The sequence below is a fragment of the Kitasatospora purpeofusca genome (assembly GCF_042691725.1).
GTDB lineage: Bacteria > Actinomycetota > Actinomycetes > Streptomycetales > Streptomycetaceae > Kitasatospora > Kitasatospora purpeofusca_B.
In genome coordinates, this window is the sequence record NZ_CP170483.1 from 8,053,237 (window position 1) to 8,079,733 (window position 26,497).

At 75.7% G+C, this 26,497-nt stretch carries 22 protein-coding genes; 10 read left to right on the forward strand and 12 right to left on the reverse strand.

The window, feature by feature from the left end; translation table 11 throughout:
• The first annotated feature begins 11 nt into the window (after positions 1-11).
• Positions 12-173: a DUF6126 family protein gene (locus tag ACFCLZ_RS34745; protein WP_380281875.1), complete on the forward strand. Its 162-nt coding sequence runs from the start codon at positions 12-14 to the stop codon at positions 171-173.
• Between the two features lie 173 nt (positions 174-346).
• On the opposite strand, the gene ACFCLZ_RS34750 is transcribed toward ACFCLZ_RS34745, so the two are convergent.
• Positions 347-3,427 (reverse strand): cytochrome P450, encoded by a 3,081-nt coding sequence (locus ACFCLZ_RS34750; RefSeq protein ID WP_380281876.1) that lies wholly within the window; start codon positions 3,425-3,427, stop codon positions 347-349.
• Between the two features lie 449 nt (positions 3,428-3,876).
• On the opposite strand from ACFCLZ_RS34750, the gene ACFCLZ_RS34755 reads away from it, so the two are divergent.
• The 3 genes from ACFCLZ_RS34755 (at position 3,877) to galE (ending at position 7,115) form a co-directional block, all read left to right on the forward strand.
• Positions 3,877-4,656: a sigma 54 modulation/S30EA ribosomal C-terminal domain-containing protein gene (locus tag ACFCLZ_RS34755; protein WP_380281877.1), complete on the forward strand. Its 780-nt coding sequence runs from the start codon at positions 3,877-3,879 to the stop codon at positions 4,654-4,656.
• 105 nt (positions 4,657-4,761) lie between these two features.
• Positions 4,762-5,274: a hypothetical protein gene (locus tag ACFCLZ_RS34760; RefSeq protein WP_380281878.1), complete on the forward strand. Its 513-nt coding sequence runs from the start codon at positions 4,762-4,764 to the stop codon at positions 5,272-5,274.
• Positions 5,275-6,095: 821 nt separating this feature from the next.
• Entirely contained in the window at positions 6,096-7,115 is a 1,020-nt protein-coding gene (galE, locus tag ACFCLZ_RS34765) for a UDP-glucose 4-epimerase GalE (RefSeq protein ID WP_380281879.1), read from the forward strand.
• A 64-nt stretch (positions 7,116-7,179) separates the two neighbouring features.
• On the opposite strand, the gene ACFCLZ_RS34770 is transcribed toward galE, so the two are convergent.
• Positions 7,180-7,374, reverse strand: a complete 195-nt coding sequence (locus tag ACFCLZ_RS34770; RefSeq protein WP_380281880.1) for an antitoxin — start codon at positions 7,372-7,374, stop codon at positions 7,180-7,182.
• A gap of 176 nt (positions 7,375-7,550) precedes the next feature.
• Between ACFCLZ_RS34770 and ACFCLZ_RS34775 the strand changes: the two genes are divergently transcribed.
• From ACFCLZ_RS34775 to ACFCLZ_RS34785, 3 genes are all read left to right on the forward strand, one after another.
• Positions 7,551-8,303, forward strand: coding sequence for a DUF6542 domain-containing protein (locus ACFCLZ_RS34775; RefSeq protein ID WP_380281881.1), 753 nt, complete (start codon positions 7,551-7,553; stop codon positions 8,301-8,303).
• Positions 8,296-9,840 (forward strand): LCP family protein, encoded by a 1,545-nt coding sequence (locus ACFCLZ_RS34780; RefSeq protein ID WP_380281882.1) that lies wholly within the window; start codon positions 8,296-8,298, stop codon positions 9,838-9,840. Before ACFCLZ_RS34775 ends, ACFCLZ_RS34780 begins: the two co-directional genes overlap by 8 nt.
• Positions 9,841-9,973: 133 nt before the next feature.
• A complete protein-coding gene (locus ACFCLZ_RS34785; RefSeq protein WP_380281883.1) occupies positions 9,974-10,915 on the forward strand; it encodes an endonuclease/exonuclease/phosphatase family protein in 942 nt (313 codons plus the stop codon).
• Here ACFCLZ_RS34785 and ACFCLZ_RS34790 read toward each other — a convergent pair.
• Positions 10,905-12,179: an MFS transporter gene (locus ACFCLZ_RS34790; protein ID WP_380281884.1), complete on the reverse strand. Its 1,275-nt coding sequence runs from the start codon at positions 12,177-12,179 to the stop codon at positions 10,905-10,907. The two genes, ACFCLZ_RS34785 and ACFCLZ_RS34790, sit on opposite strands and share 11 nt — an antisense overlap.
• A gap of 170 nt (positions 12,180-12,349) precedes the next feature.
• On the opposite strand from ACFCLZ_RS34790, the gene ACFCLZ_RS34795 reads away from it, so the two are divergent.
• A complete protein-coding gene (locus ACFCLZ_RS34795; protein ID WP_380281885.1) occupies positions 12,350-12,793 on the forward strand; it encodes a winged helix-turn-helix transcriptional regulator in 444 nt (147 codons plus the stop codon).
• A gap of 76 nt (positions 12,794-12,869) precedes the next feature.
• Here ACFCLZ_RS34795 and ACFCLZ_RS34800 read toward each other — a convergent pair whose 3' ends face one another.
• Together ACFCLZ_RS34800 and ACFCLZ_RS34805 are read right to left on the reverse strand one after the other, a co-directional pair.
• Positions 12,870-13,361, reverse strand: coding sequence for a hypothetical protein (locus ACFCLZ_RS34800; protein ID WP_380281886.1), 492 nt, complete (start codon positions 13,359-13,361; stop codon positions 12,870-12,872).
• Between the two features lie 26 nt (positions 13,362-13,387).
• Positions 13,388-14,917 carry a DUF6777 domain-containing protein gene (locus ACFCLZ_RS34805; RefSeq protein WP_380281887.1) on the reverse strand — a complete coding sequence of 510 codons (1,530 nt, stop codon included), beginning with the start codon at positions 14,915-14,917 and terminating at the stop codon, positions 13,388-13,390.
• Positions 14,918-15,180: 263 nt separating this feature from the next.
• Here ACFCLZ_RS34805 and ACFCLZ_RS34810 point away from each other — a divergent pair, with 263 nt between their 5' ends.
• Positions 15,181-16,551 carry a streptophobe family protein gene (locus tag ACFCLZ_RS34810; RefSeq protein ID WP_380281888.1) on the forward strand — a complete coding sequence of 457 codons (1,371 nt, stop codon included), beginning with the start codon at positions 15,181-15,183 and terminating at the stop codon, positions 16,549-16,551.
• Positions 16,552-17,446: 895 nt separating this feature from the next.
• Here the strand turns inward: ACFCLZ_RS34810 and ACFCLZ_RS34815 are convergent.
• The 4 genes from ACFCLZ_RS34815 to ACFCLZ_RS34830 form a co-directional block, all read right to left on the reverse strand.
• Entirely contained in the window at positions 17,447-17,824 is a 378-nt protein-coding gene (locus ACFCLZ_RS34815; RefSeq protein ID WP_380281889.1) for a DUF1304 domain-containing protein, read from the reverse strand.
• Positions 17,821-18,885 (reverse strand): serine/threonine-protein kinase, encoded by a 1,065-nt coding sequence (locus ACFCLZ_RS34820; RefSeq protein WP_380281890.1) that lies wholly within the window; start codon positions 18,883-18,885, stop codon positions 17,821-17,823. The genes ACFCLZ_RS34815 and ACFCLZ_RS34820 overlap by 4 nt, the downstream gene beginning before the upstream one ends.
• Positions 18,886-18,965: 80 nt before the next feature.
• Positions 18,966-19,508, reverse strand: a complete 543-nt coding sequence (locus tag ACFCLZ_RS34825) for a hypothetical protein (RefSeq protein ID WP_380281891.1) — start codon at positions 19,506-19,508, stop codon at positions 18,966-18,968.
• Positions 19,509-19,599: 91 nt separating this feature from the next.
• Positions 19,600-21,984: an FHA domain-containing protein gene (locus ACFCLZ_RS34830; protein WP_380281892.1), complete on the reverse strand. Its 2,385-nt coding sequence runs from the start codon at positions 21,982-21,984 to the stop codon at positions 19,600-19,602.
• A gap of 190 nt (positions 21,985-22,174) precedes the next feature.
• On the opposite strand from ACFCLZ_RS34830, the gene ACFCLZ_RS34835 reads away from it, so the two are divergent.
• Positions 22,175-23,524: an acyltransferase gene (locus ACFCLZ_RS34835; protein ID WP_380281893.1), complete on the forward strand. Its 1,350-nt coding sequence runs from the start codon at positions 22,175-22,177 to the stop codon at positions 23,522-23,524.
• A 66-nt stretch (positions 23,525-23,590) separates the two neighbouring features.
• Here ACFCLZ_RS34835 and ACFCLZ_RS34840 read toward each other — a convergent pair whose 3' ends face one another.
• Genes ACFCLZ_RS34840 through ACFCLZ_RS34850 form a run of 3 tightly spaced genes read right to left on the reverse strand, consistent with a single transcriptional unit; the run spans position 23,591 to position 26,465 of the window.
• A complete protein-coding gene (locus ACFCLZ_RS34840) occupies positions 23,591-24,550 on the reverse strand; it encodes an alpha-ketoacid dehydrogenase subunit beta (RefSeq protein ID WP_380281894.1) in 960 nt (319 codons plus the stop codon).
• Complete coding sequence (locus ACFCLZ_RS34845) at positions 24,547-25,545, reverse strand: thiamine pyrophosphate-dependent dehydrogenase E1 component subunit alpha (protein ID WP_380281895.1); 999 nt, start codon at positions 25,543-25,545, stop codon at positions 24,547-24,549. Before ACFCLZ_RS34845 ends, ACFCLZ_RS34840 begins: the two co-directional genes overlap by 4 nt.
• Positions 25,542-26,465 carry a phytanoyl-CoA dioxygenase family protein gene (locus ACFCLZ_RS34850; protein WP_380281896.1) on the reverse strand — a complete coding sequence of 308 codons (924 nt, stop codon included), beginning with the start codon at positions 26,463-26,465 and terminating at the stop codon, positions 25,542-25,544. Before ACFCLZ_RS34850 ends, ACFCLZ_RS34845 begins: the two co-directional genes overlap by 4 nt.
• Positions 26,466-26,497: the final 32 nt, after the last annotated feature.

Below are 26,497 nucleotides of genomic sequence, written 5' to 3' on the forward strand. Positions count from 1 at the left end.
AGGACCCGGCCATGAGTGAGAACGGCGGCGAGCGCGCGCGGGAGGCCGATGCCACGCGGGAGGAGACGGCGCGGCGCAAGGCCATGCTGATCCGGGCGGGCATCTACATCTTCGCCACGCACCTGTTCGCGGGGTTCGTCCTGCTGCTGTTCGCCCTCGGCGACCGCAAGTGATCCGAGTGCTCTGAGTGCTCCGAGTGATCCGAGTGGCCCAGGTGGTCGGAGCGGGAGAAGAGGCCGGGACCGGGTCCCGGTGACCTCCTCGCGAGCGGTCCCGGCCGGGGAACGGCCGGGACCGGTTCGCTGCGGCGCGCAGGGCGCGGCCGCAGCACGGGATCAGCACGGGATCAGTGCGGGGCGTCCTCCCCGGTGTAGCGGCGGCTGGTGCTGGTCCAGGCGTAGACGCCCTCGACCAGTTCCCGGGTGCCGTCGAGGTACCAGCGGCCCGCCGGGTGCCGGAGCAGCAGGCTGTGGCGCAGCGTCTCGCTCTCCGCCGTCAGCCGGGCGATCCGGGCCCCGACCGAGCGGGCGGCCCGGCTGCGGGTGCAGCCGCGGATCCGTTGCAGGGTGAGCACGGTGTTGAACGCCGCGACGTTCTGGCGCTCCTCGCGGTCCGCCGAGTAGAGGTCGTTGATCAGCGTCGCCGCGTCGGCGGTGTTCGCGCGCAGGCGGTGCAGGGCGGGGTCGGCGTGCAGGCCGGCCGGTGCCTCGCCGCCGTGGACGTGCTCCAGTATGTCCATGAACGGGTAGAGGCAGCTGGCATGGCGCCGCAGCCGCACGGTCTCGGCGAGGTCGGGCTGGGTGCGGGCGGCCCGGTGGGCGGTCTCCGCGAGGAAGGTCTCCAGACAGGAGTGCCACTCGGCGGCGGCGCGCCGGCGCCAGCCCGGCGGCATCGGGGCGGTCTGGCGGTGCCACAGTTCCCGCCAGGCGTCCAGCAGGTGGGGTTGGGAGGTGCCCGCGGGGACGGGCCGGCCGGCCAGGACGGCGAGCAGCGGTCCGACGATGGCGCGGGCCTCGGCGGGGTCGCGGCCGGGCGGGCCGTCGAAGCGGTCGTCGAGAATGGTGAACCAGCCGAGGATGTCGATCAGCAGGTCCAGCTCGGTGCCGCGGGCGCGCGGGTACGAGTGGCCGATCAGCTCGGGCAGTGCGTAGGTGTGGTAGCGGGCGAGGTCGTCCGGGGCGAGCAGGCCGTGGGCGAGCGCCCAGTCGCCGTGCCGGGCCGCGGCGGTGAGCAGCTCGCCGGGCGCGCGCGGTTCGTTCTGCGGGCGCAGGACGCCGGGCGCGCGCCGGGGGGCCGGGGGAGCGGCCGCGGAGGGCAGTGCTTCGGGTCGGGCCGGCGGCGCGGGGCGGGGGAGAACCGTGACCAGCCGCACGGTGGTGAGCGGTTCGAGGGTGGTGACCGGAACGACCGTGGTGAGCGGCCCCAGCCAGGTGGCCGGGCGGACGGCGCGGTCCGGGTCGAGGGTGATGCCCCGGGTGGTGGTGCCGGTCCGGGGAGCGCCGGTGGGTGAGGCGGTGCGCGTGGCCGTGCGGGTGGCGGTGCGCAGCGCGGTCGGGTGCGGGTGTTCGGTGGTGGCGGACCGCCGGTTGGTGAGGGAGGCCTGGGCGGGGAGCACGGCCGACCGGCGTGGTCCAGCCGGGCCGCCGGGGGCGGTTGCTGCGGCGGGACCGGCGGGGTGGGGGGAGCCGGTGGCACCTGCGGGCCCGGCGGCGCCCGCCGGACACACCTCGCCCGGCTGCGGGCCGTGGGGGCCGCGCGGAGCGCGTTGATCGCGTGGATCGGCGTCGGGCGACCGGCGCGGGCCGATGACCGGAAGGCGCTGGGCGGGCGTGTCGTCGTGTCCCGCCGACGGCGCGCGGCGCGGGCCGGCGGCGTGCGGGGCGCGGCCGCCGCGCGGTGTGAGCCGCACGCGCAGCCCGTGCGCCTGGACGGTCGTCCACACCACCTCGCGGGCCCGGGCGCCGGGGACGGCCGTCGGGCGCCAGCGGCGCAGGATGGCGGCGGCGGCCACGGTCAGCTCGGCCCAGGCGAAGGCCTCGCCGATGCACTTGTGCTTGCCCGCGCCGAACGGCAGGAACGCCTGCCGGGCGACGCCCCCGCCCGCCGGGCCCCGCGCCCGGTCGGCGCCCAGCCAGCGGCCGGGGTGGAAGCGGAGCGGCTCGGGGTACAGCGCGGGGTCGCGGTGGAGCGCGGTGAGGCTGTAGAGCAGCTCGGTGCCGGCCGGGATGCGGTACGGGCCCAGTTCGACCGGGACCTGTGCGGTGCGCATCAGGAAGGCGTTCGGCGCGTGCAGCCGGACGACCTCCTGGGTGACCGCGCGGGTGTAGCCGAGGCGGGCGAGGACCTCCGGGGTGGGGACGCTGCCGGCCGGGAGGTGCTCGTCCAGCTCGGCCAGGACGCGCGCCTCGACCCCGGGGTTCCGGACCAGTTCGTCGATCAGCCAGGTGAGCGTGGTGGAGACGGTCTCGGTGCCGGCGCCGAACATGGTGATCGCCTCGGAGCGGACGTCCGCCTCGGTGAGCGGCCGTCCGGTGGCGGGGTCCACGGCGCCGCGCAGCAGCGCGGGCAGGGTGGTGCCGCGCCGGCCGCCGGCGCCGGTCATCGGGCATCCGCCGCCCGGCGCGGTGCCGGACGGACCGGCGAGGGTGGCGCCGAAGCCGTCCTCGAACGCACCGGCGAACACACTGTCGAACGGGTCGTCGAACGCGCTGCCGGGCGCGGTGCCGTTGACCGCCTGGTCGACGACCTGGTTGAGCACCCGGACCGCCGCGTCGAAGCGGCGGTTGACCGGCAGCGGCAGCCGGGCGAAGGCCCGGTGCGGGTAGAGCGACTGGACGATCTGGCCCTTCACCATGTCGGGCAGGGCCCGGTGGAAGGCGAGCGTGGCGTCCTCGCTCAGCCGGGCGTCGAACAGGGCGCGGGTGACGATCTCCAGGGCGAGGTGGTTCATCTCCTTGGCCACGTCGAGGACCTGGCCGGGGCGCCAGCGCCGGGTCCGTTCCTCGGTGACCCGGTGCATGACGGCGATGTACTCGGCCATCCGGTCCGCGCCGAAGGCGGGCTGGATGATCCGGCGGCGGTCGCGGTGGGCACGGCCCTCGGACATCAGCAGACCGTCCCCGAACGCGGTCTTGAGGGTGTCCTGGACGGCGCCGCGCGGGCAGTCGTGGGCGAGGGCCACCAGCAGGGTGTGGACCAGTCCGGCGTCGGTGACCACGCAGACCGTGCGCGGTCCGAGCCGGATCCGGACCACCGCGCCGTGCTGGGCGAGCGAGCCGAGGAAGCCGAGCGGGTCGCGCAGCAGGGCGGGGGCGTGGCCGAGGCCGGGGACGGCGCCGGGGGCGAGCGGGGGGACGGCCGGGCGGCTCTCCGCCGAGGGGGTTCTGGGCGGCGCGGACGGTCTGTGGGTCTCGTTCGTCAGGATCATGACATCACCTCTCACCAGATGGACCGGGGGGACGGACCGGTGGGACGGTCCGGGGTGACCGGCCGGGTGTCGGACCGGTCGACCGGCCCGGCGCTGCGGTACCACCGGAGCCGCCGCCGCGACAGCCGGGATCCGGAGGTCTGTCGACGCAGACCCCCGCGCGCGCCACGGACAGAGGGCGCACGCCATGGGAAACGCGCCGGTCCCGCGAGCGTTGCGCCGTACCCGGATGGATCACTCCATCGGTGGAGTGTCCTCAAGGTCTGCACGGCGTGTCCCGATGAGGGCGCTCCGGCGGACGCGCTCCGCGGAGCCGGTCGAGCCGCCGCGCGGGAGTGCCGGCGCGGGTGTCCGGCGGGGCCGTCCTGCCTGGCAGGCAGGGCCTTTCGGCCCTCGGCGGGACGGTGCGCGCAGGTCCAGCATGGTGCAGAACCAAGGAGGACCCTCTGATGACCAGTCTGCGCCACCGGCCCGCTCTCGACGTCCGCGTGGAGATCCGGGGCGAACTGCCCCGGGAGGACGCCGAGTACGCCCGGACCCGGTCGCTGGCGCTGATCACGGACCTCGGGTCGGACGCCCACGCGGCCCGGCTGCGGCTCACCCGGCCGCGCGACCGGTCGCTCACCAGGTCCGCCGTCGCCCAGGCCTCGGTGGACCTGGAGGGTGCCGGCCGGGTGCGGGTGGAGGTGGCCGGCGTGACGGTGCGCGAGGCGGTCGACCTGGCGCTCGGCACGCTCGGCGGGCGCGCCGCGCGACTGCGCGAGCTGGGCGACATAGGGCTCGCCTCGGCGTTCGAGAGCTCCTACCGGCCCCAGTACGCGGCGCGCCCGCTCGCCGAACGGCGGATCGTCCGCCGCAAGTGCGTTCGGCCGGCCCACCGCACGCCCGAGCAGGCGGTCCGCGAGATGCTGGCGCTGGACTACCGGTTCCACTTCTTCTCCGACGTGCTGACCGGCCAGGACAGCCTGGTCCACCGCAGGCCCGGCAACGGCGGGTTCCGGCTGGTCCGGGCGCACTGCGCGGTCCGGCTCGGCGGCGCGGGGCTGCCGCTCGCCGAGAGCCCGCACCCGGCGCCCCGGCTGGAGTTGACCGAGGCGGCCCGACAACTCTGGCTCACCTGCTGGCCGTTCGTCTTCCACACCGATCCCGGCGACGGGCGCGGCCGGGTGCTCTACCGCCGCTACGACGGTCACTATGGCTTGATCACGCCGATAGCGGGGGCCCACTGACGGGCAGGTAGTGATCGGCACGGGCTGACCGGTACACGACCGACAACGGACGAGCACACTCTCACGCTCTGGACGGGAACTGGGACCATGGACTGCGAAGAAGTCATGCTGACCGTCAGAATCGCGGCTGCCGAGCGGGCCCTGCTGCGCGAACTCGCGCGCGGCCACGGCACCGACGTGTCGGACGTGGTCGTGGACGGTCTCCTCGACGTCATCCCCGGCCTGCACGTCCTGCCCGCACGGCACGCCCTGCCCGCCGTGCCCGCACTGCCCGTCGGGGCGGTGCTGCCCGCCGGCCGGGTGCTGCCGGTGGAGACCGTGCCGGCCGCCGTCCCCGGGGACCCGGGGGTGTCGCGGCTGCTGCGCGTGCTGGCCCGGCCCGCCCCGTGCGCGGTGACCCTCTGGCTGCCCGCGCCGGTCGCCGACCTGCTGCCGCTGGTCGGCGAGCGGATCGCCGCCGTCAGCGGGCTGCGGATCGGTCCGGCGAGCGCGGCCCTGGCCGCCGCCCTGCGGTTCTGGCTGACCGGGGACCCGCAGCGGCTCGCCGCGGGCCTCGCCGGCCTGCACCAGCACGGCGCCTCCCGCCTCGCCGTCCAGCGGCTCGACGTCGCGGCCTGAGCGCACCCGCGAGTGAGCGGGGGACGGTCGCGCCGCGGACGGCGCTTGCGCGGGCCGCCCGGATCCGGCCGCCCGGCGTGCGCCGGGCCCGGGAGGCGGTTGGGTGCGCGAGGGCGCTCGGGGAGGCGTGCCGAGGGTGGTCGGGCGCCCGTGACGCTTCGTCGGTCCGCCGTCCGGCGCGGGCCGGACGGACACCCGCCCGGTGGTCGACGGACCGTCGGGCCGGGCGGGGCCGGAGCGGTTCCTGGGGGTCAAGTGGCATGTCCTGGACGGGAAATTAGCTGGTCAGAGCTCTGGTCACGACCTGCGCGCAGGTCTAGCATTCCGGTCACGGCCATCGGTGTCCGGCCCCCCGGACGACCGATGCGGTGGCCGCCACCACCCCCTGCCGGGGAGCGTACACCCCCCGAGTACGCTCCCCGGCGCCGCTTTGTGCGCGGTGCCCGCCTTCCCGCGCCCGTTCCCGGCGCTGCCGCGGTTCGTCCGCCCCGCGCTCGGTAGCTGCATCGCCCGGCGCGCGCCCCCGCCACTGTGAACGCGCGCCCCCACCAAGGCCCGCGCGCCCGCTGCGCGCCACCGGTTCCGCCGTCGAGCTGCCGCGCGAACGTCGAAAGAAGGTTTCTGCGGCCCCTCCGTCCGGTCCGGTCTCCGGGCCCTCGGAAGGCCGGGACACCACCCCGACCGGCACTTTTACCGTCGGGCGAGGGAGCGGGGCTCGGGCGGCGGGTTCGCCCGCCGGGGAACCGCCGGGTGCGAACCGGCCGTCCCCCACCCCGACGGGCGCCACCGGGCGCCCGCCCGAGGGAAAGGAGCGTCCGACCGTGCGAAAGGTATTGATCACCGGCGGAGCGGGCTACATCGGAAGCACCGTGGCGTCGGCCCTGCTGGATGCGGGCATCACTCCGGTCGTCCTCGACGACCTGTCCAAGGGCCGGCCCGAGTTCGTCGAGGGCCGGGTGTTCTACCGGGGCGACATCGCGGACCCGGAGCTGGTCGACCGGATCTTCGCCGAGCATCCCGACATCGACGCGACCCTGCACTGCGCCGCCCGGATCGTCGTCCCCGAGTCGGTGTCCCGGCCGCTGTTCTACTACCGCGAGAACGTCGGCAAGACGGTCGACCTGCTGGAGTCGCTCCAGCGCAACGGCTGCACCCGGGTGGTCTTCAGCAGCTCCGCCTCGATCTACCTGCCCACCCCGACCGGCCGTGTCGACGAGTCCTGCCCGGTCGAGGCGAACAGCCCGTACGCGCGCACCAAGCAGATGATGGAGCAGGTGCTCCAGGACTGGACCTCCGGCGAGGGGGCGGACGGGACGCGGGTCATCACGCTGCGGTACTTCAATCCGATCGGCGCCGACCCGCAGCTGCGCACCGGGCTGCAGGACCTCGAACCGACCCACGCGCTGGGCAAGTTGATCGAGGCGCATGCGAACGGCACGCCGTTCACCATCACCGGGGTCGACTGGGGGACCCGGGACGGCTCGGGCATCCGCGACTACATCCACGTCCAGGACGTGGCCGAGGCCCATGTCGCCGCGCTGGTCCGGTTCGACGAGGTGATCGGCTCCGAGGCCGCGCAGCGCTACCGCGTCGTCAACATCGGTACGGGTGACGGCACCACCGTCCGCGAGCTGGTCACCGCCTTCGAGCGGGTGGTCGGCGTGCCGCTGGACGTCCGGGAGGCCGCGCCGCGCCCCGGCGACGTCCTCGGCTGCTACAGCGATGTGACGGCCGCGCGCGAGCTGCTCGGCTGGACCCCGCGCCGGACCCTCGCCGAGGGGGTCGGGGACGCGCTCGCCTGGCGGTCGCGCTGGGCGGCCCGGCTGGCCGCCACCGTCTGACCTCGGCGGAGCGCGGGTGCCCCGGCCCGGCGTCCGGCCGGGCCGGGGCACCGCCGCGCCGGTGCTACTTGGACTCGTCGAGGCCGTTGATGAAGTCCTTGGCCTTGTCGGCGGCGGTGTCGATCTGGCCGCTGTACTTGCCGTCCGTCTTGTCGTCGACGACGTCGGCGACCTTGTCCAGGCCCTGGGTGATGGCGCCGCTGTGCTCGCGGGCGAGGTCGGTGGCCTTGTCGGCGAGGTTCTTGAGGTTCTCGAACATGATGGTCCTTCTGTTCGTCCGGCGCGGTTCGCGGCCATCCTAGCCGCCGCTGACCTGGCGCTTTTTGCGAGCGGGGGTTCGGCGGGATGACTTTGCGGGGGTGGGTTTGTATGCTCCTGGCTTGTTCTACAGCATTGTAGAAGTTAGCTGGCGGGTACCCGGAAGGGGTGTGGGGCATGGCCGGGCGACGAGCGAGAACCTCGGACCGGGAGGCGGGGCCGCGTTCCGGCGCGGCGCCCGTGCCGTCCCCGCGCCGTGCCGCGGACCGCGGTCCCGTCGACCGTCGTGCCGCCGGGCACCGCGGGACCGAGCGCCGGGGTACCGAGCGCCGCTCGGCCGATCGCCGCGCCGGGGCCCGGCGGCCCGGTGGCCCGCTGCCGGCGCTGCTGGCCGCGGTGGGACTGCCGCCGGCCGGAGCGGTGGCCGGTGAACTGGCCGGGCACGGCGGCGGACCGCTGTTCGCGGTCGGCGCCGTCCTCGGCACCGGCGCCGCGGCGGCGCTCTGCGGCCGCGCCGGGCGCTGGTGGGTCGCCATCGCCGCGCCGCCCGTCGTCCTGGCCGCCCGGGCCGGCACCGCCTACCTCGCCGACCGCGAGGGTCTCCAGGGCAAGGCGCTTGCCTCGGCGGCGGTGCGCTGGGTGGTCGGCGCGTTCCCGGTGATGGCGGCGGCGGTGGCGGCCGCGCTGCTGGTCGTCCTCGTGCGGGTGCTGCTCGACCGGCGCGCCCGCCCCGCCCGGCGGGCGGCCGACCGGCGCCGGATGGCCCGCGCCGAGACCCAGGGGGCGCCGACCTCGCCGACCCGCGAGACGCCGACCCCGCCGACCAGCGGGACCTCGCCGACCCGCGGGACCCCGACGCGTGGGACCCCGACGCCCGGCGCCCCGGCGCTTCGCACCCCGACCCCCGACCGGAGGAGCCACCGTGGCTGAGCCCCGCACCAGGCCGCTGACCGTCGCCGGCCGCGCCCTCGCCGGCACCGTCTCGGTGGCCGTCCTCGGCGCCAGCGGCTTCACCTGGTACGAGTACCGGCAGCTCGACAGCGGCATGGTCAAGTCGGCCGCGCTCACCGAGGCCCGGAAGAACGCGCCGCCGCACCTCGACAAGTCCGTCAACCTGCTGCTCATCGGCCTCGACAGCCGCAAGGACATGGACGGCAACGACCTCCCCAAGGAGTTCGTCGAGGACGAGCTGCACGCCGGCTCCAGCGAGATCGGCGGCTACAACACCAACGCGCTGATCGTCCTGCACATACCGGCCAACGGCGGCAAGGTGACGGCGCTGTCGGTCCCGCGCGACGACTACGTGCAGACCGTCGGCGCGGACGGGAAGATGCACAAGATCAAGGAGGCGTACGGGATCGCCAAGGAGGCCGCCGAGCAGAAGCTGGGCGGCAAGGGGCTGTCCAAGGCCGAGCTGGAACGGCAGAGCCGCGAGGCCGGCCGGGCCGCGACCCTGCAGACCGTGCAGGCGTTCCTCGACATCCCCATCGACCACTTCGCCGAGGTGAACCTGATCGGCTTCTACGACATCGCCAAGGCCGTCGAGCCGATCCAGGTCTGCCTCAACAACCCGGTCGACGACCCGATCGTGGCCCGGACGGCGACCCACGAGGGCGGTGGCACCGGGCTGAAGCTCCCGGCGGGGGTCAGTTCGCTCGACGCCCGGCAGGCGCTGTCGTTCGTCCGCCAGCGCCACCACCTGAAGAACGGCGACCTGGACCGGACCCACCGGCAGCAGGCCTTCATCTCCTCGGTGGTGTACAAGCTCAAGCAGCAGGGCGTGGTCAACGACCTGGGCCGGCTCCAGCGGCTGTTCGACGTGGTGAAGAAGGACGTGGTCATCGACGACCGCTGGAACGTACTGGACTTCGCCCAGCAGGCACCCAACCTGACCGGCGGCAACGTCGAGTTCAACACGCTGCCGATCACCGGGTTCAAGACGATCGGCGGCCAGGAGGTCAACACGGTCGACCCGGAGCAGATCAAGCGCATCGTCAAGCAGCTGTTCGGGCACGAGCCCCCGCCCCCGGCGGCGTCCGACGCACCCGCGCCGACCGAGACCCCCTCCGCCGTGCCGGCCGCCACCCCGGCCAAGGCGCGCTCCGTCGTGGACGTCCGCGGCGCGAGCGCGGAGGCCGCGGCCGCGGAGTCGAAGGCGCTCGCCGAACTCGGTTTCCCGGCGGGCAAGGTGACCGAGGCGGCGGCCGCCGGGCGGGCCAAGGCGGCGACGGTCGTCTACGGTACGGGCGCGAAGGCCGACGCGGAGCAGCTCGCGGCCCGCTACGGCGTCACGGCCACCGCCGCCACCGCGGCCCCGTCCGGCCACGTCGTGGTCACCCTCGCCGCCGTTCCCACGTCCACCGCGTCCGCCCCCGCCACCACGGCCCCGCCGACCGCCGACCCGACCCCCGAGCTGCCCATGCAGGGCCCGGCGGTCAAGGCCGGTGGCATCCCCTGCGTGGACTGAGGCCACCCCACGCGCCGCCCGTGCGGGCAGAACCGTTTCTGCCCGCACGGCGTCTCTGGGGGGAAGTGCGGGGCCGGAGCGACGGAGGGGAGAGCGGGTGCGCCGGGCGGGCTTGCGGGTGTGGGGGCGACGGGTGAGCGTCGGGGCCTGCTGGGCGGTGCTGGCCGGGGCGGCGGGGCTCGTGGCCGTCCGCCTCGGCGGGTGGGACGACGGGACGTGGCTGGCCCTCGCCGTGGTCGGGCTGCCGTACACGGCGGTGGCCGGCGTGGTCGTGCTCGGTGTGCTGCTGGCGCTGCGGTCGTGGTGGCCGGCGGCGCTGGCCGGCGTCCTGGTGGCGGTCCAACTCGTCTGGCTGGTACCGAGGCTGGTGCCGGAGGGCGGCGGTGCTCCGACGGCCGACGCGCCGCGGCTGCGGCTCGCGACGAGCAACGCCTTCAAGGGCCGGGCCGACGCGGCCGAACTCGTCCGGCTGGTGCGCGAGCAGCGGGTCGACGTGCTGGCGATGGAGGAGTTCGGTCCGGGGGCCGCCGAACGGCTGGAGCGGGCGGGGATCGCCGAGGTGCTGCCCCACCGGGAGCTGCGGCCGGGCCGGGACACCGCGCTCTACTCCCGGCTGCCGCTGACCCCGCTGGACGGCGCGGCCCCGGAGGCGGCCCGGAACCAGGTGGCCGCCGAGGTGACGGTCGGCGGACGTACGGTCCGGGTGACGGCCGTGCACACCTACTATCCGATGGGCGACGCCGACCGCTGGTCGAAGGACTTCGCGGGGTTGCGGGCGGCGGTCTCCGGAGCCACCCGCAACGCCGTCCTGCTGGGGGACTTCAACGCGACGCTCGACCACACCCCGATGCGTGCGCTGCTGGACACCGGGCTGACGGACACCCATGCCGAGCTCGGGCGGGGCGTCGCGCCGACCTGGCCGGAGGCCGACACCTACTACGCCGGCCTGTGGCCGGTGATCCAGATCGACCACGTGCTGCACGGGGAGGCGCTGCGCGCGGTGTCGGTGGCGGAGCACACGGTGCGCGGCACCGACCACCGCGCGGTGGTCGCGGAGCTGGCGGTCACCGACTGACGCCGCGTCCGGCGCCGTCCCCTCCGGTGCCGTCCCCTTCGGCGGGCCGGCGATCGGTGGCCCACCAGAAGGCGAGCGCGAGCAGGCTGACGCCGCCGCCCAGCGCGCAGACCGCCGTCCAGCCGCCGTGCTCGTACGCCAGGGTGGAGAGGATCGCGCCGAGCGCGCTGCCGACCGAGTAGAACAGCATGTACCCGGCGGTCAGCCGGCTGCGTGCCTCGGGCCGGACCAGGTACAGCAGGTGCTGGTTGACCACGTGCACGGACTGCAGGCCGTAGTCGATCACCACCATCGCGAGCACCAGCCACCACACCGAGTGCGGCAGCAGCGCGGCGAGCGGCCAGGAGACGAGCATCGCGGTCAGCCCGACCGCCAGGGTGCGCCGCGCCCGCCCCCGGTCGGCCTGCCGGCCGGCGTGTCCGGCGCCGAGCGCGCCGGCGGCGCCCGCCAGGCCGAAGAGCCCGATCTCGGTGTGGCTGAGGTTGAACGGCGGGGCGGCGAGCGGCAGCACCATCGGGGTGAGCAGCACGGTGACGGCGGTGAAGACGAGCAGCGCGAGGCCGGCGCGGATCCGCAGCACGGGCTCCTCGGCGAACAGGGTGAACACCGAGCCGACGAGGCGCGGGTAGCGGAGGCGTTGCGGTCGGCGGCGGGCCTCGGCCGGGACGACGGCGGCGAGGAGGACGGCCAGGGCGCCGGTGGCGACGGCGGAGACCACGTAGACGGCGCGCCAGCCGGCGAGGTCGCCGATGGTGCCGGCGACGGTGCGGGCGAGCAGGATGCCGATCACGATGCCGCTGGTGACGGTGCCGACGACGCGGCCCCGGTCGGCGGGCTCGGCGAGCGAGGCCGCGTGGGCCACCATCACCTGGGCCACCACGGCGAGCACCCCGACCGCCGCCATGGCGAGCAGCATCAGCAACGCCGAGGGGGCGACGGCCACGGCGGCGAGCGCCGCGACGGAGAGCCCGAGCTGGGCGGTGATCAGCATCCGGCGGTCGAGGTGGTCGCCGAGCGGGACCAGCAGCACGAGGCCGACGCCGTACCCGACCTGGGTGAGGGTGCCGACCAGGCCGACCGTGGCGCGGCCGATGCCGAGGTCGTCGGCGATGAGGTCGAGCAGGGGCTGGGCGTAGTAGACGTTGGCGACGGCCAGACCGCTCGCGACGGAGAACAGCCAGGCGACGGCGGGGGAGAGCCGACGGACGGTGGCGGTGGCGGCGGTGGGGGCGAGCGGATCGGACGGGACCACGGGGGAGGGCACGGCGAAGGGCTCCTTCGGGGCAGCGTGGTTGCAAAGTGATACCGCGCTACCCTCCCACGGCGAGGTTTCATTAAGCAACCACAGATCGGTCCCGGCCCGGCGCGATAGGGTTGCAAGGTGAAACCCGCTCCCGTCGGAGCGCGGGACCGCAGGTGAGAGGAGAGGGGCGCGTGCCGAAACGCACCTCGCACGAGGAATCGGCCTGCCCGGTCGCCCGCCCGCTGGACGTCCTCGGCGACGGCTGGACGCTGCTGATCGTCCGTGACGCCTTCGACGGGCTGCGCCGCTTCGGGCAGTTCCAGAAGAACCTCGGCCTGGCGAAGAACATCCTCTCCGCCCGCCTCGCCAACCTGGTCGCCAACGGCGTCTTCGAACTGGCCCCGGCCGCCGACGGCAGCCCGTACCAGGAGTACGTACTCACCGAGAAGGGGCGGGCGCTCTTCCCCGTCGTCACCGCGCTGCGCCAGTGGGGCGAGCGGTACTCCTTCGCGGACGACGAGCCGCGGGCCCGCCTGGTGGACCGCGCCGACGGTGCGCCGGTCGCCCGGATGGAGGTCCGGGCGGCCGACGGCCGGGTGCTCGGGCCGGACGACGCCGAGGTGCTGCTGCCCTGACGGCGCGCCGGCGCCCCGCCGCACCGGAGCGGTGGACGGGGCGCGTCGGGGGTGCGCGGTCGGGGGAGGTGCCGGGTCAGCAGTTCCGGATGGACCAGACGGGCGTCCAGTCCTGGGTGTGGTTGGCGCCCCCGTCGGGTGTGAAGGACTTCAGCACGCCGCCGTTCGCGTCGTAGAAGTACGACCTCGTGCCGCCGGTCTGGTTGTCGGCGTAGAACCCCTGGCCGTTCCAGCCGCCGAGGCTGTACCGGGCGCAGGAGTAGAGGTAGAAGATCTTGTAGTCGCCGGCCGAGGGGTCCCAGACCAGGGCGCAGAGGTTGCCGGGGGCGCACTGGTAGTCGCTGTTGGCCGGCACGTGCCCGAAGGGGGCCGCCGGTGAGACGGTCGGCGAGCCGGCGGCGGGCGCGGCGGGCGGGGCCTGGAGCGCCGGCGCCGGCGGGGCGACCAGGAGCTGTCCGGCCGGGGCGGGGGCCGCGGCCTGGACCGGACCGGTACCGGCGAACGCCGTCAGGGCGGTGAGCGCGCCGGCCGCGGCCAGGGCCGAGCGCTGGGGACGGAAGCGGAGCATGGGTCCTCCCAGGGTTGCGGTACGGCTCAGCCGGGGTTTCCGGTGGCCGTCGCGGGCTGTTGGACGGAGGTGGTGGTCGCGGTGGTTCCGGTGGCCGAGCCGGCGGTGGTCGTGCCGGGGGCCGTCCGGGCGGTCGTCGTGGTGACGGCCGGGGTGCTCGTCACGGTCGCCGTCGGCGCGGCCGTGGTGGGGGGCGCGGTGGTCGGCGTCGTGGTGGTGGGAGGCGCGGTGGTGGGAGGCGCGGTCGTCGTGGGAGGCGCCGTGGTGGTGGGCCCGGTGGTGGTCGGCCCGGTGGGGGCGCCGGTCGTGGCTCCCGGTGAGGTCGTCCCCGGTGAGGTCGTCGTCGGCCCGCCGGACGTACTCGTGGTGCCGGAGGTCGGGCCGGACGGCGACCCCGAGGTCGACGTGCCGCCCGAGGTGGGGGCCGAGGACGAGGCCGAGCCGGACACCGACGCCGGCGCCGAGGACACCTGCCAGACGGCGGCGGGCGGGACGCCGGGCGCCAGCGGGCCGCTGGGCGCGGGGGCCGGCTGGTCGACGACCTGGATCTGCCCCGCCGACCGGGTGAACCAGCCGCCGCTCGTGACGTCCACGAGCACGATCTCGGTCACCGGCTGCGGCGCGGCGACCAGGACGACCAGCGTGCTCGGCTGGAAGCCCGTCCACGCCTTGCCGGTGTACTTGGCGTCGCTGATCAGCGCCGGCGGCTTCAGCGGATTGCCGCAGCTGCACCGCACCCGTGGCACGCCCTGCGCGTCCACCAGCACGGCGGTGCCCGCCGCCAGCACGGCCTGGTAGGCGATGGCCGTGCCGCCCTTGTAGGCGTGGCTGGTGACCCGGGTGTCCACCCGCAGGTACGCCGAGGTCAGCGTGCGCAGGTAGCCCGGGAGGGCGGACTGCTGGATGCCCTGCGCCGATGCCCAGGCCCGGCCGGTGTCACCGGTGGAGGCCATCGAGACCAGCCGCTCGACGTCGCAGCTCGGCTTGTGCATCGTCCCGCCGTACACGCCCGCCGACGTTCCCTCGACGGTGTGGATGCCGGCGCCCGCCCCGGTGCCCGTGCCCGCGGTTCCGGTGCCCGTACCCGCGGTGCCCGTGCCCGTGCCCGCGGTCCCGGTGGCCGTGGCACCACCCGTCCGGGTGGCGGTGGGCCCGGCGGGGGCCGGCGCCTTCACCGTCTGAGTCTCCACCGACGGGGTGAACGGGGCCGGGCCCGGGTCCTGCGGACTCTGCAGCGCGACCTCGTTGGCGGTGGGCACGGTCTCCTCGTGCCCGCCGCCGGTGCTGTTGGTGACGATCAGCACCGTGGCCAGCACCGCCAGTCCGGTCGCGAAGATCACCAGCGCGGCCTTCCGGCGCGAGCGCCACCACGGCGTCCGCTGCTCCCCGGAGGGCCCGCCCGGACCCGTCGGCCCGCCGCCGCCCGGGGGCGGGCCGAACGGCGGTCCGGGCGGGCCGGGGTGGCCGCCGCCCGAAGGCGGACCCGTGAGCGGTCCGGACGGCGGCCCGGAGGGCGGGCCGAGCGGCGGTCCGGAGGAAGGCGGTTGGGAACTCATCGAGGGCTCCGATCGAGGGCTCCGCTTCGCGGACGGCCGGTCCGTCCGGCCGGCGCAGGAGGCGGCTCCTGCCCCTGGCCTCCATTTCTGCCCCCGCTCCCCGTCCCCCGCAACAGCAGCGCGCATCCGTCGCACCAGCGGAGCGCGTGACGGAGCACGCTGCCCGGGCGGGCCGGCCCGTCCTGGGCCACCCTGGTGCCAGGCGCGGGGCGGGGGCCGGACCGGACGCGCGGGGGACACCGACCCCGATGCAGGAGGCCCGCATGCAGCAGCAGGCCCGTCCGAGCCGCCCGGCCGGCACCCCGGCGGCCGGACCGCCCGGCGCCCTGCGCGGCTGGCTGGACGCGGTGGCGGTGGTCCTGGCCGGCCTCGCCGCGATGGCGGCCGTGGCCGCGCTCGGCCTGTGGGCGGCCGGCACCGACGACCTGCCCGGCGGCGGCTTCCCGTCCGTGCTCGCCGCCACGCTCGCCCTCGCCGTCGGCGGATCGGTCGAGCTCGACGGCGGCGCGGGCTTCTTCGCCTCGGTCGACGCCGGGATCACCGCGATGCCGCTCTCCGTCGGCCTGGTCGGCGCGCTGACGGTGGCCGAGGTGTTCCTGCGCCAACTGCGGTACCGCGCGGTGGCCGGCGGCCGCGAACTGCTCGGCCGCGCCACCCGGACGGCGGTGGTCTGGCTGGCCGCGCTCGCCCTGCTCTGCGCCGCCGCCCGGCACACCTTCACGGTGACGCTCGGCGAGGGCCTCGCCGAACAGCTCGGCGGCGCCCTCGGACTCCAGCCCGAGGTGGGGTTCCGCGCGGATCCCGCCACCACCCTCGGACTCGGGCTGCTCTGGCTGCTGGTCGTGCTGGCCGCAACCTTCGCGGTCTCCCGCCGGGCGCCGCTGCCGCGCTCCCTGGTGCCCTTCCAACAGGCGGTCCGCCCGGCCGCGTTCGCGATGCTGCTGGTGCTGCTCGGCTACGTCGTGCTGGGGGTGGCGGCCGCGATCGGCACGGCCGCCGCGCACGGCGAGGCCCGGCAGGTCGCCGCCGTCGCCCTGCTCGCGCTGCCCAACCTGGTCTGGCTCGCCTTCGGCGTCGGCCTCGGCGGCGAGTGGCACGGCCACCTGGTCGGGGCGATCGGCCTGCCGGTGCCCGAGTCGCTGGCCGCCGTGCTGCGCACCGGCCCGGGGCAGGACGGCACGGTGAGCCTCGGCACGCTCGCCGACCAGGACGCCCGGGCCTGGTGGCTGCTCCCGCTCGCCGCCGTCCTGATGCTCGCGGCCGGGGTGCTGGCCGCCCACCGCTCGCCGCGCGGGGTCCGCCCCTGGCAGCACGCCGTACGGCTGGCGGCGGCCGCCGCCGTCACCGTGCTGCTGGTCGGCGTCTGGACCAGGGTCTCCGCCGACTACGGCCTCTCCGTGCTCGGCGTCGGCCTCGGCCAGGGCGGCCTGGGCGACCTGCTGGCCTCCGTCCTCGGCCCGGCCGCCGGCCCGGCCGGCCCCGCCGCCGCCCTCGCCGGCGGCACCCTCACCCTCGACCCGCAGCTGTGGACCCTGGTCCCCCTCGCCGCCGGCTGGGGCCTGCTGGCAGGCGTCCTCGGCGCCCTCGCCGCAGCCCGGCTGCCTCGCCGCGGCGAGACGCGGCCGGTGTCCTGACCACGGAGGTCGCCGGCAGGGCTTTGCCCGCCCCGCGCGCCTCGTCCGCGCTGCACCGGGCGGGCTCGTTCACGTCGACATCAGGAGGCTCGGCGACCTCTCCGACGACGGCGGCCGCCATGCCCTGAGCCGCGAGGTCGGCCGCCGGAACCGCGCGGAGCCGGGTGCGGCCATCTGGACGGTGCCGTCGGCCGGCACTCCCGCCCGGGCAGGGATCTGCGTCCAGCGCGTGCCGGCCGCAGATCACGCCTGGCGCGATGCCCTCGCCGCAGCCCGCCTGCCCCGCCGCGGCGAGACGCGGCCGGTGCCCTGACCACGGAGGTCGCCGGCAGGGCTCCGCCCGCCCTGCGCGCCTCGTCCGCGCTGCACCGGGCGGCTGCTTCCCGTCGATATCAGGCGGCTCGGCGACCTCCCCGACGACGGCGGCCGCCACGCCCTGAGCCGCGAGGCCAGCCGCCAGTACCGCGCGGAGCCGGGCACGGCCATCTGGGCGGTGCGGTCGGCCGGCACTCCCGCCCGGGGAGGGATCTGCGTTCAACGCCTGCCGGTCGACAACGGAGTCTGCCGCAGATCACGCCGGGCGCGATGCCCTCGCCGCCGAGGGCATCGCGCACGGGCACACCCGGCTCCACCGGCCGCAGGCCGACGGCAAGTCGAGTGCTCCAACCGCACCCGGCCCGACGGAGCGCCGCCGCAGGTCGGCGCATGGCCTTCGTCGGCGGAGGCGGATCGTTTCGGTCGGCCCGGGGAGGGTCGGGTGGGGCCCGCACGCGTCACCGGCCGACCTCCGGAGGGCTGTGCGGCGGGCCGGGCCGGCCGGGCGGGGCCGCCCCGCCGACCCGCCGGACCGCCGGACCGGCGGGCAGGGCGGCGACCACTCCGGCCATCGCGGCGGTCAGCTCGCGGCCTCGGCCAGGAGGACGACGGCCGGGGGGAGGGCCTGGCCGAGGGCGCCGCGCCAGAGGCGGGGGTCGGAGGCGAAGAGGGTGGCGCCGGCGGCGATCATGAAGGCGCTGAGGTAGATGATCAGGGTGCGGCCGACGACGGGCTGGTGGATGTGCAGCGCGACCAGGCCGGCCACCAGGCCGAGGGCGAGGAAGAGGTTGTAGAAGCCGACGTTGACCCGCCACAGGCGCACCTGCGGCGCGTCGGCGGTGGAGGCGGTGAGCAGCCGGCGGACCCGGGGGTGGCCGTAGAGGAAGCTCTCCAGCGGCCACGCCACGAGGTGGGTCGCGGCGGCGATCAGCGCGAAGACCTGGCTGACGGCGTTCATCCGGAACTCCTCCGCGCGGGCGGGCGGACGGCGGGGAGGGCCCAGTCGGGCGGTTCGGGGACACCGGGGGCACCGGACAGCGGGCCACCGGGCACGGGGACCACCTCGGTGGGCGGGCCGGCGCTCGCCCACGGGCCGCCGTCCGGGGGAGTGGCGCCGGGCCGGGCGGTGGCGGCGGCGCGCAGTTCGGCGACGAAGCGCAGGCAGCTCTCGTAGCGTTCCTCGGGCGCCTTGGCGAGGGCGCGGGCGACCACCGCGTCGACGGCGGGCGACAGGTCGGGCCGGTGCTCGCGCAGGGTGGGCGGGGGCTCGTTGAGGTGGGCCCAGAGCAGGGCGAGGTCGCTCTCGCGGCGGAACGGGGGCGCGCCGGCGAGCATCTCGAAGACCACGCACCCGAGGCCGTACTGGTCGCAGCGGCCGTCGAGCGGGCGCCCGGAGATCTGCTCGGGCGCCGCGTAGTCGAGGGTGCCGACGATCTGGCCGACACCGCTCAGGCCGCTGAGCGACAGGGACTTCTTGGTGAGGCCGAAGTCGGCGAGGTAGAGGTGTTCGGGGTGCTCGCTGTCGGTGCCGGCGGCGACCAGCACATTGCCGGGCTTGACGTCCCGGTGGACCAGGTCGTGGTCGTGCGCGGCGTCCAGTGCGGAGGCGATCTGCAGGGCGAGCCCGGCGGCCCGGCCGAGCGGGAGGGCGCCGCTGCGGGTGATCAGCTCGCGCAGGTCGCCGCCCTCGACGAAGCGCATCGCGATGAACAGGATGCCGTCGGCCTCGCCGGCCTCGAAGACCGGGATGATGTGCGGGTGGTCGATCGCGGCGGCGACCTGCGACTCGTGGATGAAGCGTTGGCGGAAGACCTCGTTGCGGGACAGCTCGGGGGCGAGCAGCTTCACGGCGACGGTGCGGCCGAGCCGGAGGTCCTTGGCCCGGTAGACGACGGCCATGCCGCCGCGGCCGATCTCCGCCTCCAGGCGGTAGCCCGCGACCCGGCGCCCGACCAGCCCCGCGGGCAGGCTGGGCGGCTCCACGACGTCGGCGGGTTCCCCGGCACCGGCGGGGCTCACCGCATCGGCGGGTTCCCCGGCCGCGGGTTCGGTGGGGGGCCGGTGCGGGGGCGGGTCGCCGCCGGCGGCGGGAGGCGGGATCACGGCTCCGCCACCCGGGTCGGCTCGTCGGCGCCCGGCACCCGGCCGGCCGGCGGGCTCGGGCGGCCGCCGACGGCGTAGGTGCGCAGTTGCAGGCCGTCGCAGTAGCACCAGCGGTCGTGCACCGGGTCGAACACCCAGAGCCGCTCGCCGTCGACCACCAGGCCGATCCGCAGGCCGTGCGCCCGCTCCCGGAAGGTCTCCAGGTCGGCGCCACCCGCCGCGAGGTCCTCCAGCAGCGAGCGGTAGCGGGCCAGCGCGCCCTCCGCCTCGGCCAGCGCGGGGCGGGGGTCGGCGGTGCGGGCCGGCGGGGCGGTCGCCGAGGGCGGCACGCCGGGCAGCGAGACCAGCAGGCGGCCGTCCACCCACGTCGTCCAGCCGTTGGAGCAGAGCACCTGCGCCCAGTCACCGGTCCGGCCGACCAGTTGGAGCGGCAGCAGCGCGTCCAGCGGGGCGGCGGGCTGTGCCGGGTCCGGGGCGGCCCAGCTGGCCAGGCCGTCCGGCGGGGCGACGTGGGTGGGGCGGAACGCGGAGTCGTCCATCGGCCCGGTCACTTCCCCACCACTTCGCCAGCCATGTCCGCCGTCACTTCCCCGGTCGCTTCCCCGGTCAGGTGCCCGGTCACTCGCCCGGTCACTTCCGCATGATCGCCGGCTCCTGCCGGCGCAGCAGGGCCAGCACGAGGACGGCCAGCGCCACCGACAGCCCGACCAGCACGGCCAGCGCGAGCAGCCACCCGGCCCGCTCCTGCCGGAACAGCGGGTCGTCGGTGATGTCGTTCGGCAGCACGGTGTGCAGGTCGACGGTGCGGGCCATCGCGGACAGGCCCCAGCGCGAGGGCACCAACCAGGCGAACTGCTCCAGGCCGGGGACCTTGTGCAGCTTCAGCATGGCGCCGCTGAACACGATCTGCACCACGGAGAGCAGCACCAGCAGCGGCATGGTGGCCTCCTCCTTGCGGACCAGCGCGGAGACCAGCAGGCCGAGCATCATGGCGGAGAAGGAGAGCAGCGCGACCGCGACGATCAGCTCGGCCAGCGGCGGCATCAGCACCCCGCTGTGCACCGTGACGCCGCCCGGCAGGGTGGGGTCGAGGTCGACGCCGGCCAGCCCCACCAGGGTGAGCACGGCGGCCTGGGCCACCGTGATGGTGCCGAGCACCACCACCTTGGAGACCAGATAGGCCGAGCGGGACAGGCCGACCACGCGTTCCCGCTGGTAGATCGGCCGTTCCTTGACGATCTCGCGCACCGCGTTGGCGGAGCCGGTGAGCAGGCCGCCGATGCAGAGCGTGAGCAGGATGTTGAGCGCGTTCTCCGAGGAGAGCCGGCTGCCCGCCATCGCCCGGCACATCACGCCGATCAGGAACGGCAGGGCGATCATCACGGTCAGGAACAGCCGGTCGGCGGCGAGCACCGCCGTGTAGCGGCGGATCAGGGTGCCGAGCTGGGAGAACCAGCCCTGCGGCTGCTCGGGGCCGATCGTGTCCGCCGCCGCCCCGGGCCATGCCGCCGGGACGGGCCGGGCGGGCGGCTGCGCCTCGGCGGCGACGTACCGCTCGTACTGCGGGGACTCCCGGAACCGGCGCTGCCAGGCCTGGTGGTCCTCGTTCGCGAAGGCCTCGAAGGCCTGCGGCCATTCGGTGAAGCCGAAGAACGGCAGCGCCTCGGCGGGCGGCCCGTAGTAGGCGGTGCGGCCGCCGGGGGCGAGCACCAGCAGCCGGTCGCAGACGTCCAGGCTGAGCACGCTGTGGGTGACCACGACGACGGTGCGCCCGTCGTCGGCCAGGCCGCGCAGCATCTGCATCACCGAGCGCTCCATGCCGGGGTCGAGGCCGGAGGTGGGCTCGTCGAGGAAGAGCAGCGAGGGTTTGGTGAGCAGTTCGAGGGCGACGCTGACGCGCTTGCGCTGGCCGCCGGAGAGGCTGGAGATGACCAGGTCGGCCCGGCTGTCCAGGCCCAGTTCGTGGATCACCTCGCAGACCCGGGCCTCCCGCTCCTCCGCGGCGGTGTCACCGGGGAAGCGTAATTCGGCGGCGTACGACAGGGCGCGGCGGACGGTCAGCTGGGTGTGCAGGATGTCGTCCTGCGGGACGAGGCCGATCCGGCGGCGCAGCTCGGCGTAGTCGCGGTAGAGGTCGCGCCCGTCGTAGAGGACGGTGCCCTCGTCGGCGGGGCGCAGTCCGGTGAGCGCGTTGAGCAGGGTGGACTTGCCGGCGCCGCTGGGGCCGGCGACGGCGAGCAGGGCCTTCTCGGCGAGTGGGAAGGAGACGTCGTCGAGCAGCACCCGCCGGTCGGCGCCGACCCGTACCACCAGGCCCTGCACATTGAGCGAGATCTCGCCGGTGTCGGTGTACTCGACGAGTTCGTCCCCGGCGAGGCAGAGCGCGAAGTGGCCGATGCCCACGATGTCGGCCGGGCCCACCGGCGCCCGCTCGACGGGGCTGCCGTTGAGGTAGGTGCCGTTGTGGCTGCCGAGGTCGGCGATCTCGTGGCCGCCGTCCGGCAGGGTGCGCAGCTCGGCGTGGTGGCGGGAGACCACGAGGTCGTCGAGGACGAGGTCGTTGTCGGGGGCGCGGCCGATCCGCACCGTCCGGCCGGGCAGCCGCAGGACGGCGCTGGGGCGGCGGAAGGTGCCGGAGAGGAGCGGGGCGACCAGCGAGGGGCGCTCGACGGGCGCCGGGGCCGGCGCGGGGTCGGGCAGTGCGGTGAAGGTGGCGGCCGGGCCGTCGGCCGGGTTGCCGAACCGCAGCCGGGTGCCGGGGCCGATGTCCTCGGAGCGGATCCGGCGGCCGTCGGCGAAGGTGCCGTTGGTGCTGCCCACGTCGTCCAGGTGCCAGTGGCCGTCGGTGGTGCGCAGCACGGCGTGGTGCCAGGAGACCCGGGGGTCGTCGAGGACGATCTCGCTGGTCGGGTCGCGGCCGAGCCGGTACGCCCGGCGCGGGTCGATCAGCTGCGAATCCGTGTCGGTGACGAGGACCAGGGGCGGCGCGGTGGGCGCGCCCGGGCGCTCTCCCATGGTTCGGATTCTAGTCCGGCGGCGCTCCGGGGGCGTGCGGGAGCCGTTCCGTACCGTCCGTCCGGTCCGCGGGCGTGAAATTGGACTGGACCACTGGATCGTCGCCGGGAGCCTGCCCTATCGTTCGGAGAGATCTGCACGGTCGTCCGGGGCACTCCGCACGACTCACTCGAGCCCCCGGGACGAATCGATGAGCGTCTGGCCGCAGTTGCGCGACACCCGCACGGTCAGAGCGGGCACCGCCACCGCAACGGTGGTCCGCTGCGGCCTGGCCGACACCATGCTCGCTGACCTCGCCGTCTCGGTCGTCCTCTTCTTCGAGCGCGCGCTGGACGAGGACCGCCTCGCCGCCGGCCTGGCCCGGGCACTGGAGCGCGTCCCGGTCTTCGCCGGCCGACTGCGCACCGTGGACGGGGTGTTGGAGGCGGTCTGCGACGACTCCGGTGTCCCGATGGCGAGTTACCACGTCGACGGCACGCTCGCCGAGTCCATGGGGCGGGTCACCGCGCCCGGCGCCCTGCACACCGACCCGCTGGACGCCGCGGCCGCCCGCACCGGCGGCGGACCGCTGCTCGCCGTCCGGGTGACCCGCACCGGCGACGGCGGCACCGTGCTCGGCTGCTCCTGGCACCACGCGGTCGGCGACCTGCACAGCTTCGCGCTGCTGCTGCGCGCCTGGTCGGCGGCGGTCGAGGGGGAGGAGCTTCCGGAGGCCGAACTCGTCGAGGACCAGGATGCGTTGCTCGACCGGGTGCTGCCCGCCGAGGACTGCGGCCGGCCCGGCTTCCGGGTGCCGGGGCCGGGCGAGCGCGCCCTGCTGGACCGCGAGGTGGCGGCCGGACCGCGCGCCAACCGGACCGTCCAGCTGTACTTCGGTGACGCCGAGATCGCCCGGATGCGCGAGGAGTTCGGCGCGGCGGCCGGCCGGTGGGTCTCCTCCGGCGACGCGGTCTGCGCCCATGTCGCCCACACCCTTTGGGAGTTGGACGGCGACCGGGAGAACCGCTGGCTCACCGTCCCGGTCAACGCCCGCCGCCCGCTCGGCCTGCCGGACGCCCTGGTCGGCAACCTGCTCGGCGACATCCACCTGCCGTACTCGCCCGAGGACGGCCCGGGCGCCCTCGCCGGGGCGCTGCGCACCGCCGTGCTGGGCTACGCCGAGGACCACCTCAACCTGCGCGCCAACCTGCGCTTCCTGGCCGAGCTCGGCCGCCCCGGGCTGGGCGCCTGCGTGCCGATCGGCTTCGACCCGCAGCACCGCCGGATCAGCTTCTCCAACTGGAGCCGCTTCGGCCTCTACGACGCGACCTTCCAGGGGCAGCGGCCGGTGTTCTTCAGCCCGACGGCCAACTACCCACTGCCGTGGGTCTGCTGGGCCGTCGAGGGCTTCGGCGGCACCGGGCTGCTCACCACGGCGGTGGTCCCGGCCCGGCTGGCCGCGCGGCTGCGCGGGACGGAGGGGCGGGCCGCGCTGCACCGCTACCGGGACCCGTCGGACGAGCTGCCGGCCCTGCTCGCGGCCGTGCCCAAGGTGCTCTGACGGCGCCCCGAAGCGAAACCGGGGGCGGCCTCAAGGGCCGCCCCCGGATCGGGTATTGACTGGTCGTCACTTCATGACGGCGCGCAGCGCGTGCCGCAGCTGCTCCCGGTCCGGCTGCAGGGCCCGGTCCAGAGCGGGGGCGAACGGCAGCACCGTGCCGTCCGGCCGGGTGACCCGGCGCGGCGGGGCGGTGAGCCGGAACTCCTCGGCGGCGGTGGCCAGCACCTCCGCGCCGATCCCGCAGCTGCGGTTGGAGTCGTCGATCACCACGAGCCGCCCGGTGCGCTCCAGCGAGGCGCCGAGCGCGGCCCAGTCGAACGGGTACAGCGTGCGCGGGTCGAACACCTCGACCGAGATCTCCCCGGCGAGTTCCTCGGCCACCGCCAGCGCGTCGTGCACCAGGTGTCCGACGGCGACCAGGGTGACGTCCGTGCCGCCGCGGTGCACCCGGGCGGTGCCGAGCGGGATCGGGGCCAGCTCCCAGGTGACGGTCTCGCGGACCGGCAGTGCGGCGGCCGGGGCGAAGACGATCACCGGGTCCGGGTCCTGGATCGCCGAGCGGAGCAGCCCGTAGGCGTCGGTCGGCGTGGCCGGCACGACGGTCTTCATCCCGGCGTGCGCGAACAGGCTGTACGGGTGGTCGGAGTGCTGGCCCGCCCAGCCGTCCCGGGAGCCCGAGCCGGGGACCAGGCAGGTGAGCGGGACGCCCGCCTGGCCGCCGGTCATCAGCGAGAACTTGTGGGCCTGGTTGACGAGTTGCTCGAAGACCAGGAACAGCAGCGAGGGGATCTGGAACTCCAGCACCGGCCGCCGCCCGGCCAGTGCCGCGCCGAGCGCCATCGCGGTGAACGCCTGCTCGGAGAGCGGGGTGTCGACGATCCGCTCCGGCCCGAACCGGTCCAGCAGGTTGAGGGTGGGCCCGGCCATCCCGGCGCCGATGTCCTCGCCGAACACGCAGACGGCGGGATCGTCGGCCAACTCGTCGGCCAGCGCCCGGTTGAGCGCCTTGGTGTAGGACAGCCTCATGACACCGCCCCCGCCCGGGGCCGCAGTCCGGAGGCGTACAGGTGGTCGGCGGCGCCGGCCGGGTCCGGGTGCGGCGAGGCGAGCGCGAACTCCTCGGCCGCCGCGAGTTCGGCGGCCACCTCGGCGTCCAGGGCGGCGGCGCGGTCGGCGCCGATCGCGGCGGCGGCCCGGGGGAGCGGGTCGCGCTCGCGCCAGGAGGCCACCTCCTCGGGGGTGCGGTAGTTCAGCTTCATCCGCCGCTCCATGGTGTGGTGGCCCTCGAACCGGTAGGTGCGGCACTCCAGGAAGCCGGGGCCGCCGCCGGACCTCGCCCGGGCGACGGCCTGCTCGGCGGCGGCCCGGACCGCCTCGGTGTCCATGCCGTCGACCTCCTCGGCCGGGATGCCGAAGGCGGCCGCCCGGCCGGTCGCGCTGCCCGCGACCGCCGTGCCGGCCGGCAGGGTGGTGGCGTAGCCGTTGTTCTCGCAGACGAAGAGCACCGGCAGCCGCCACATCGCGGCCAGGTTGAGCGACTCCAGCAGCACGCCCTGGTTGAGCGCGCCGTCGCCGAAGAAGGCGACCGCGACGGCGTCCGAGCCCGCCTGCCGGTCGGCCCAGGCGGCGCCGACCGCGATGGGCGCGCCGGCGCCGACGATGCCGTTGGCGCCGAGGATGCCGAGGCGCAGGTCGGCGGCGTGCATCGAGCCGCCCCGGCCGCGGTTGGACCCGCCGACCCGCCCGGCCAGTTCGGCCAGCAGCCGGGCCGGCTCCAGGCCGCGGGCCAGCACATGGCCGTGCCCGCGGTGGGTGGAGGCGAGCCGGTCGCCCGCTCCCAGCGCGGCGCACACGCCGACCGCGACGGCCTCCTGCCCGATGTACGGGTGGATGCCGCCGGTGATCACCCCGGACTTCACCAGGTCGAGCGCCCGCTCCTCGAAGGAGCGGATCAGCCGCAGCATCCGGTACCGCCGCTCGGGCGTGTCGAGCGCGGCGACGGCGGGTGCCGTGGTCGTCACCGGGCGCCCCGCCAGACGGTCGGGCAGAACTCCGGGTCGGCGTAGTCGGGGCGGCCGTCGGCGGTGCGGCGCACCAGCACGTCGTGGTTGTACACGACGGTGTCGCCGTCCGGGCGGGCGGCGCGCCGGTAGGTGTTGGCGCCGTCCTGGAGGTGCAGCGAGACCGCCCGGCGCGGGTAGGTGGCCAGGTTGGGGCCGCTGCCGTGGTAGGTGCGGCAGTGGTGGAAGCTGACGTGGCCGCGCGGGATGATCACCGGGACCTTGCGGACCTCGGTCCCGTTGTACGCCGCGTTGGCGTCCAGGATCGCGTCCAGCTCGGAGTTGTCGCGGTCGGCGAAGTGCCGGGTGGAGTCCTCCCGGGAGGGCAGCTCCTTCCAGCGGTGGCTGCCGTCCACCATGGTGATGGTGCCGTTCTCCTCGCCGCAGTCGTGGAACGGCAGGAAGGCGGTGAGCATCCGCTCCGAGGACGAGGTCTGCCAGTAGTGCTTGTCGAAGTGCCACGGCACCTGGTTGCTGGGCTCGCCCGGCACCGGGGGCTTGTAGATGAGGGTGGCCTGGAAGACCCGGACCTCCTCGGCCTCGGCGAGCAGCGCGGCGACGGCGCCCAGCAGCGGCTTGCGCAGGATCGCGGCGATCGCGTCGCTCTCGTAGTGCACGTAGTCGTTGTGGCGCTGCACCGGTCCGTGCGCGGGCTCCCAGGAGGCCAGCCGCGGCGGGCGGACCGGCAGGGTGCGGTCGCGGTGGCCCGCGTAGTAGCGCTCGGTGGCGGCCTGCAGGGTGTCCAGCTCCTCGTCGCTGAACAGCTTGCGGGACAGGTACCAGCCGTGCTCCAGGTAGCCGGCCACCTCCTCGGGGGTGGGCAGCAGGGCGCGTTCGGCCTCGGTGAGGTGGAACGCGGGTGCGGCGGGTGCGGTGGTCATGGGGGACGGGCCTCCTGTGGTGGTGAGGGCTC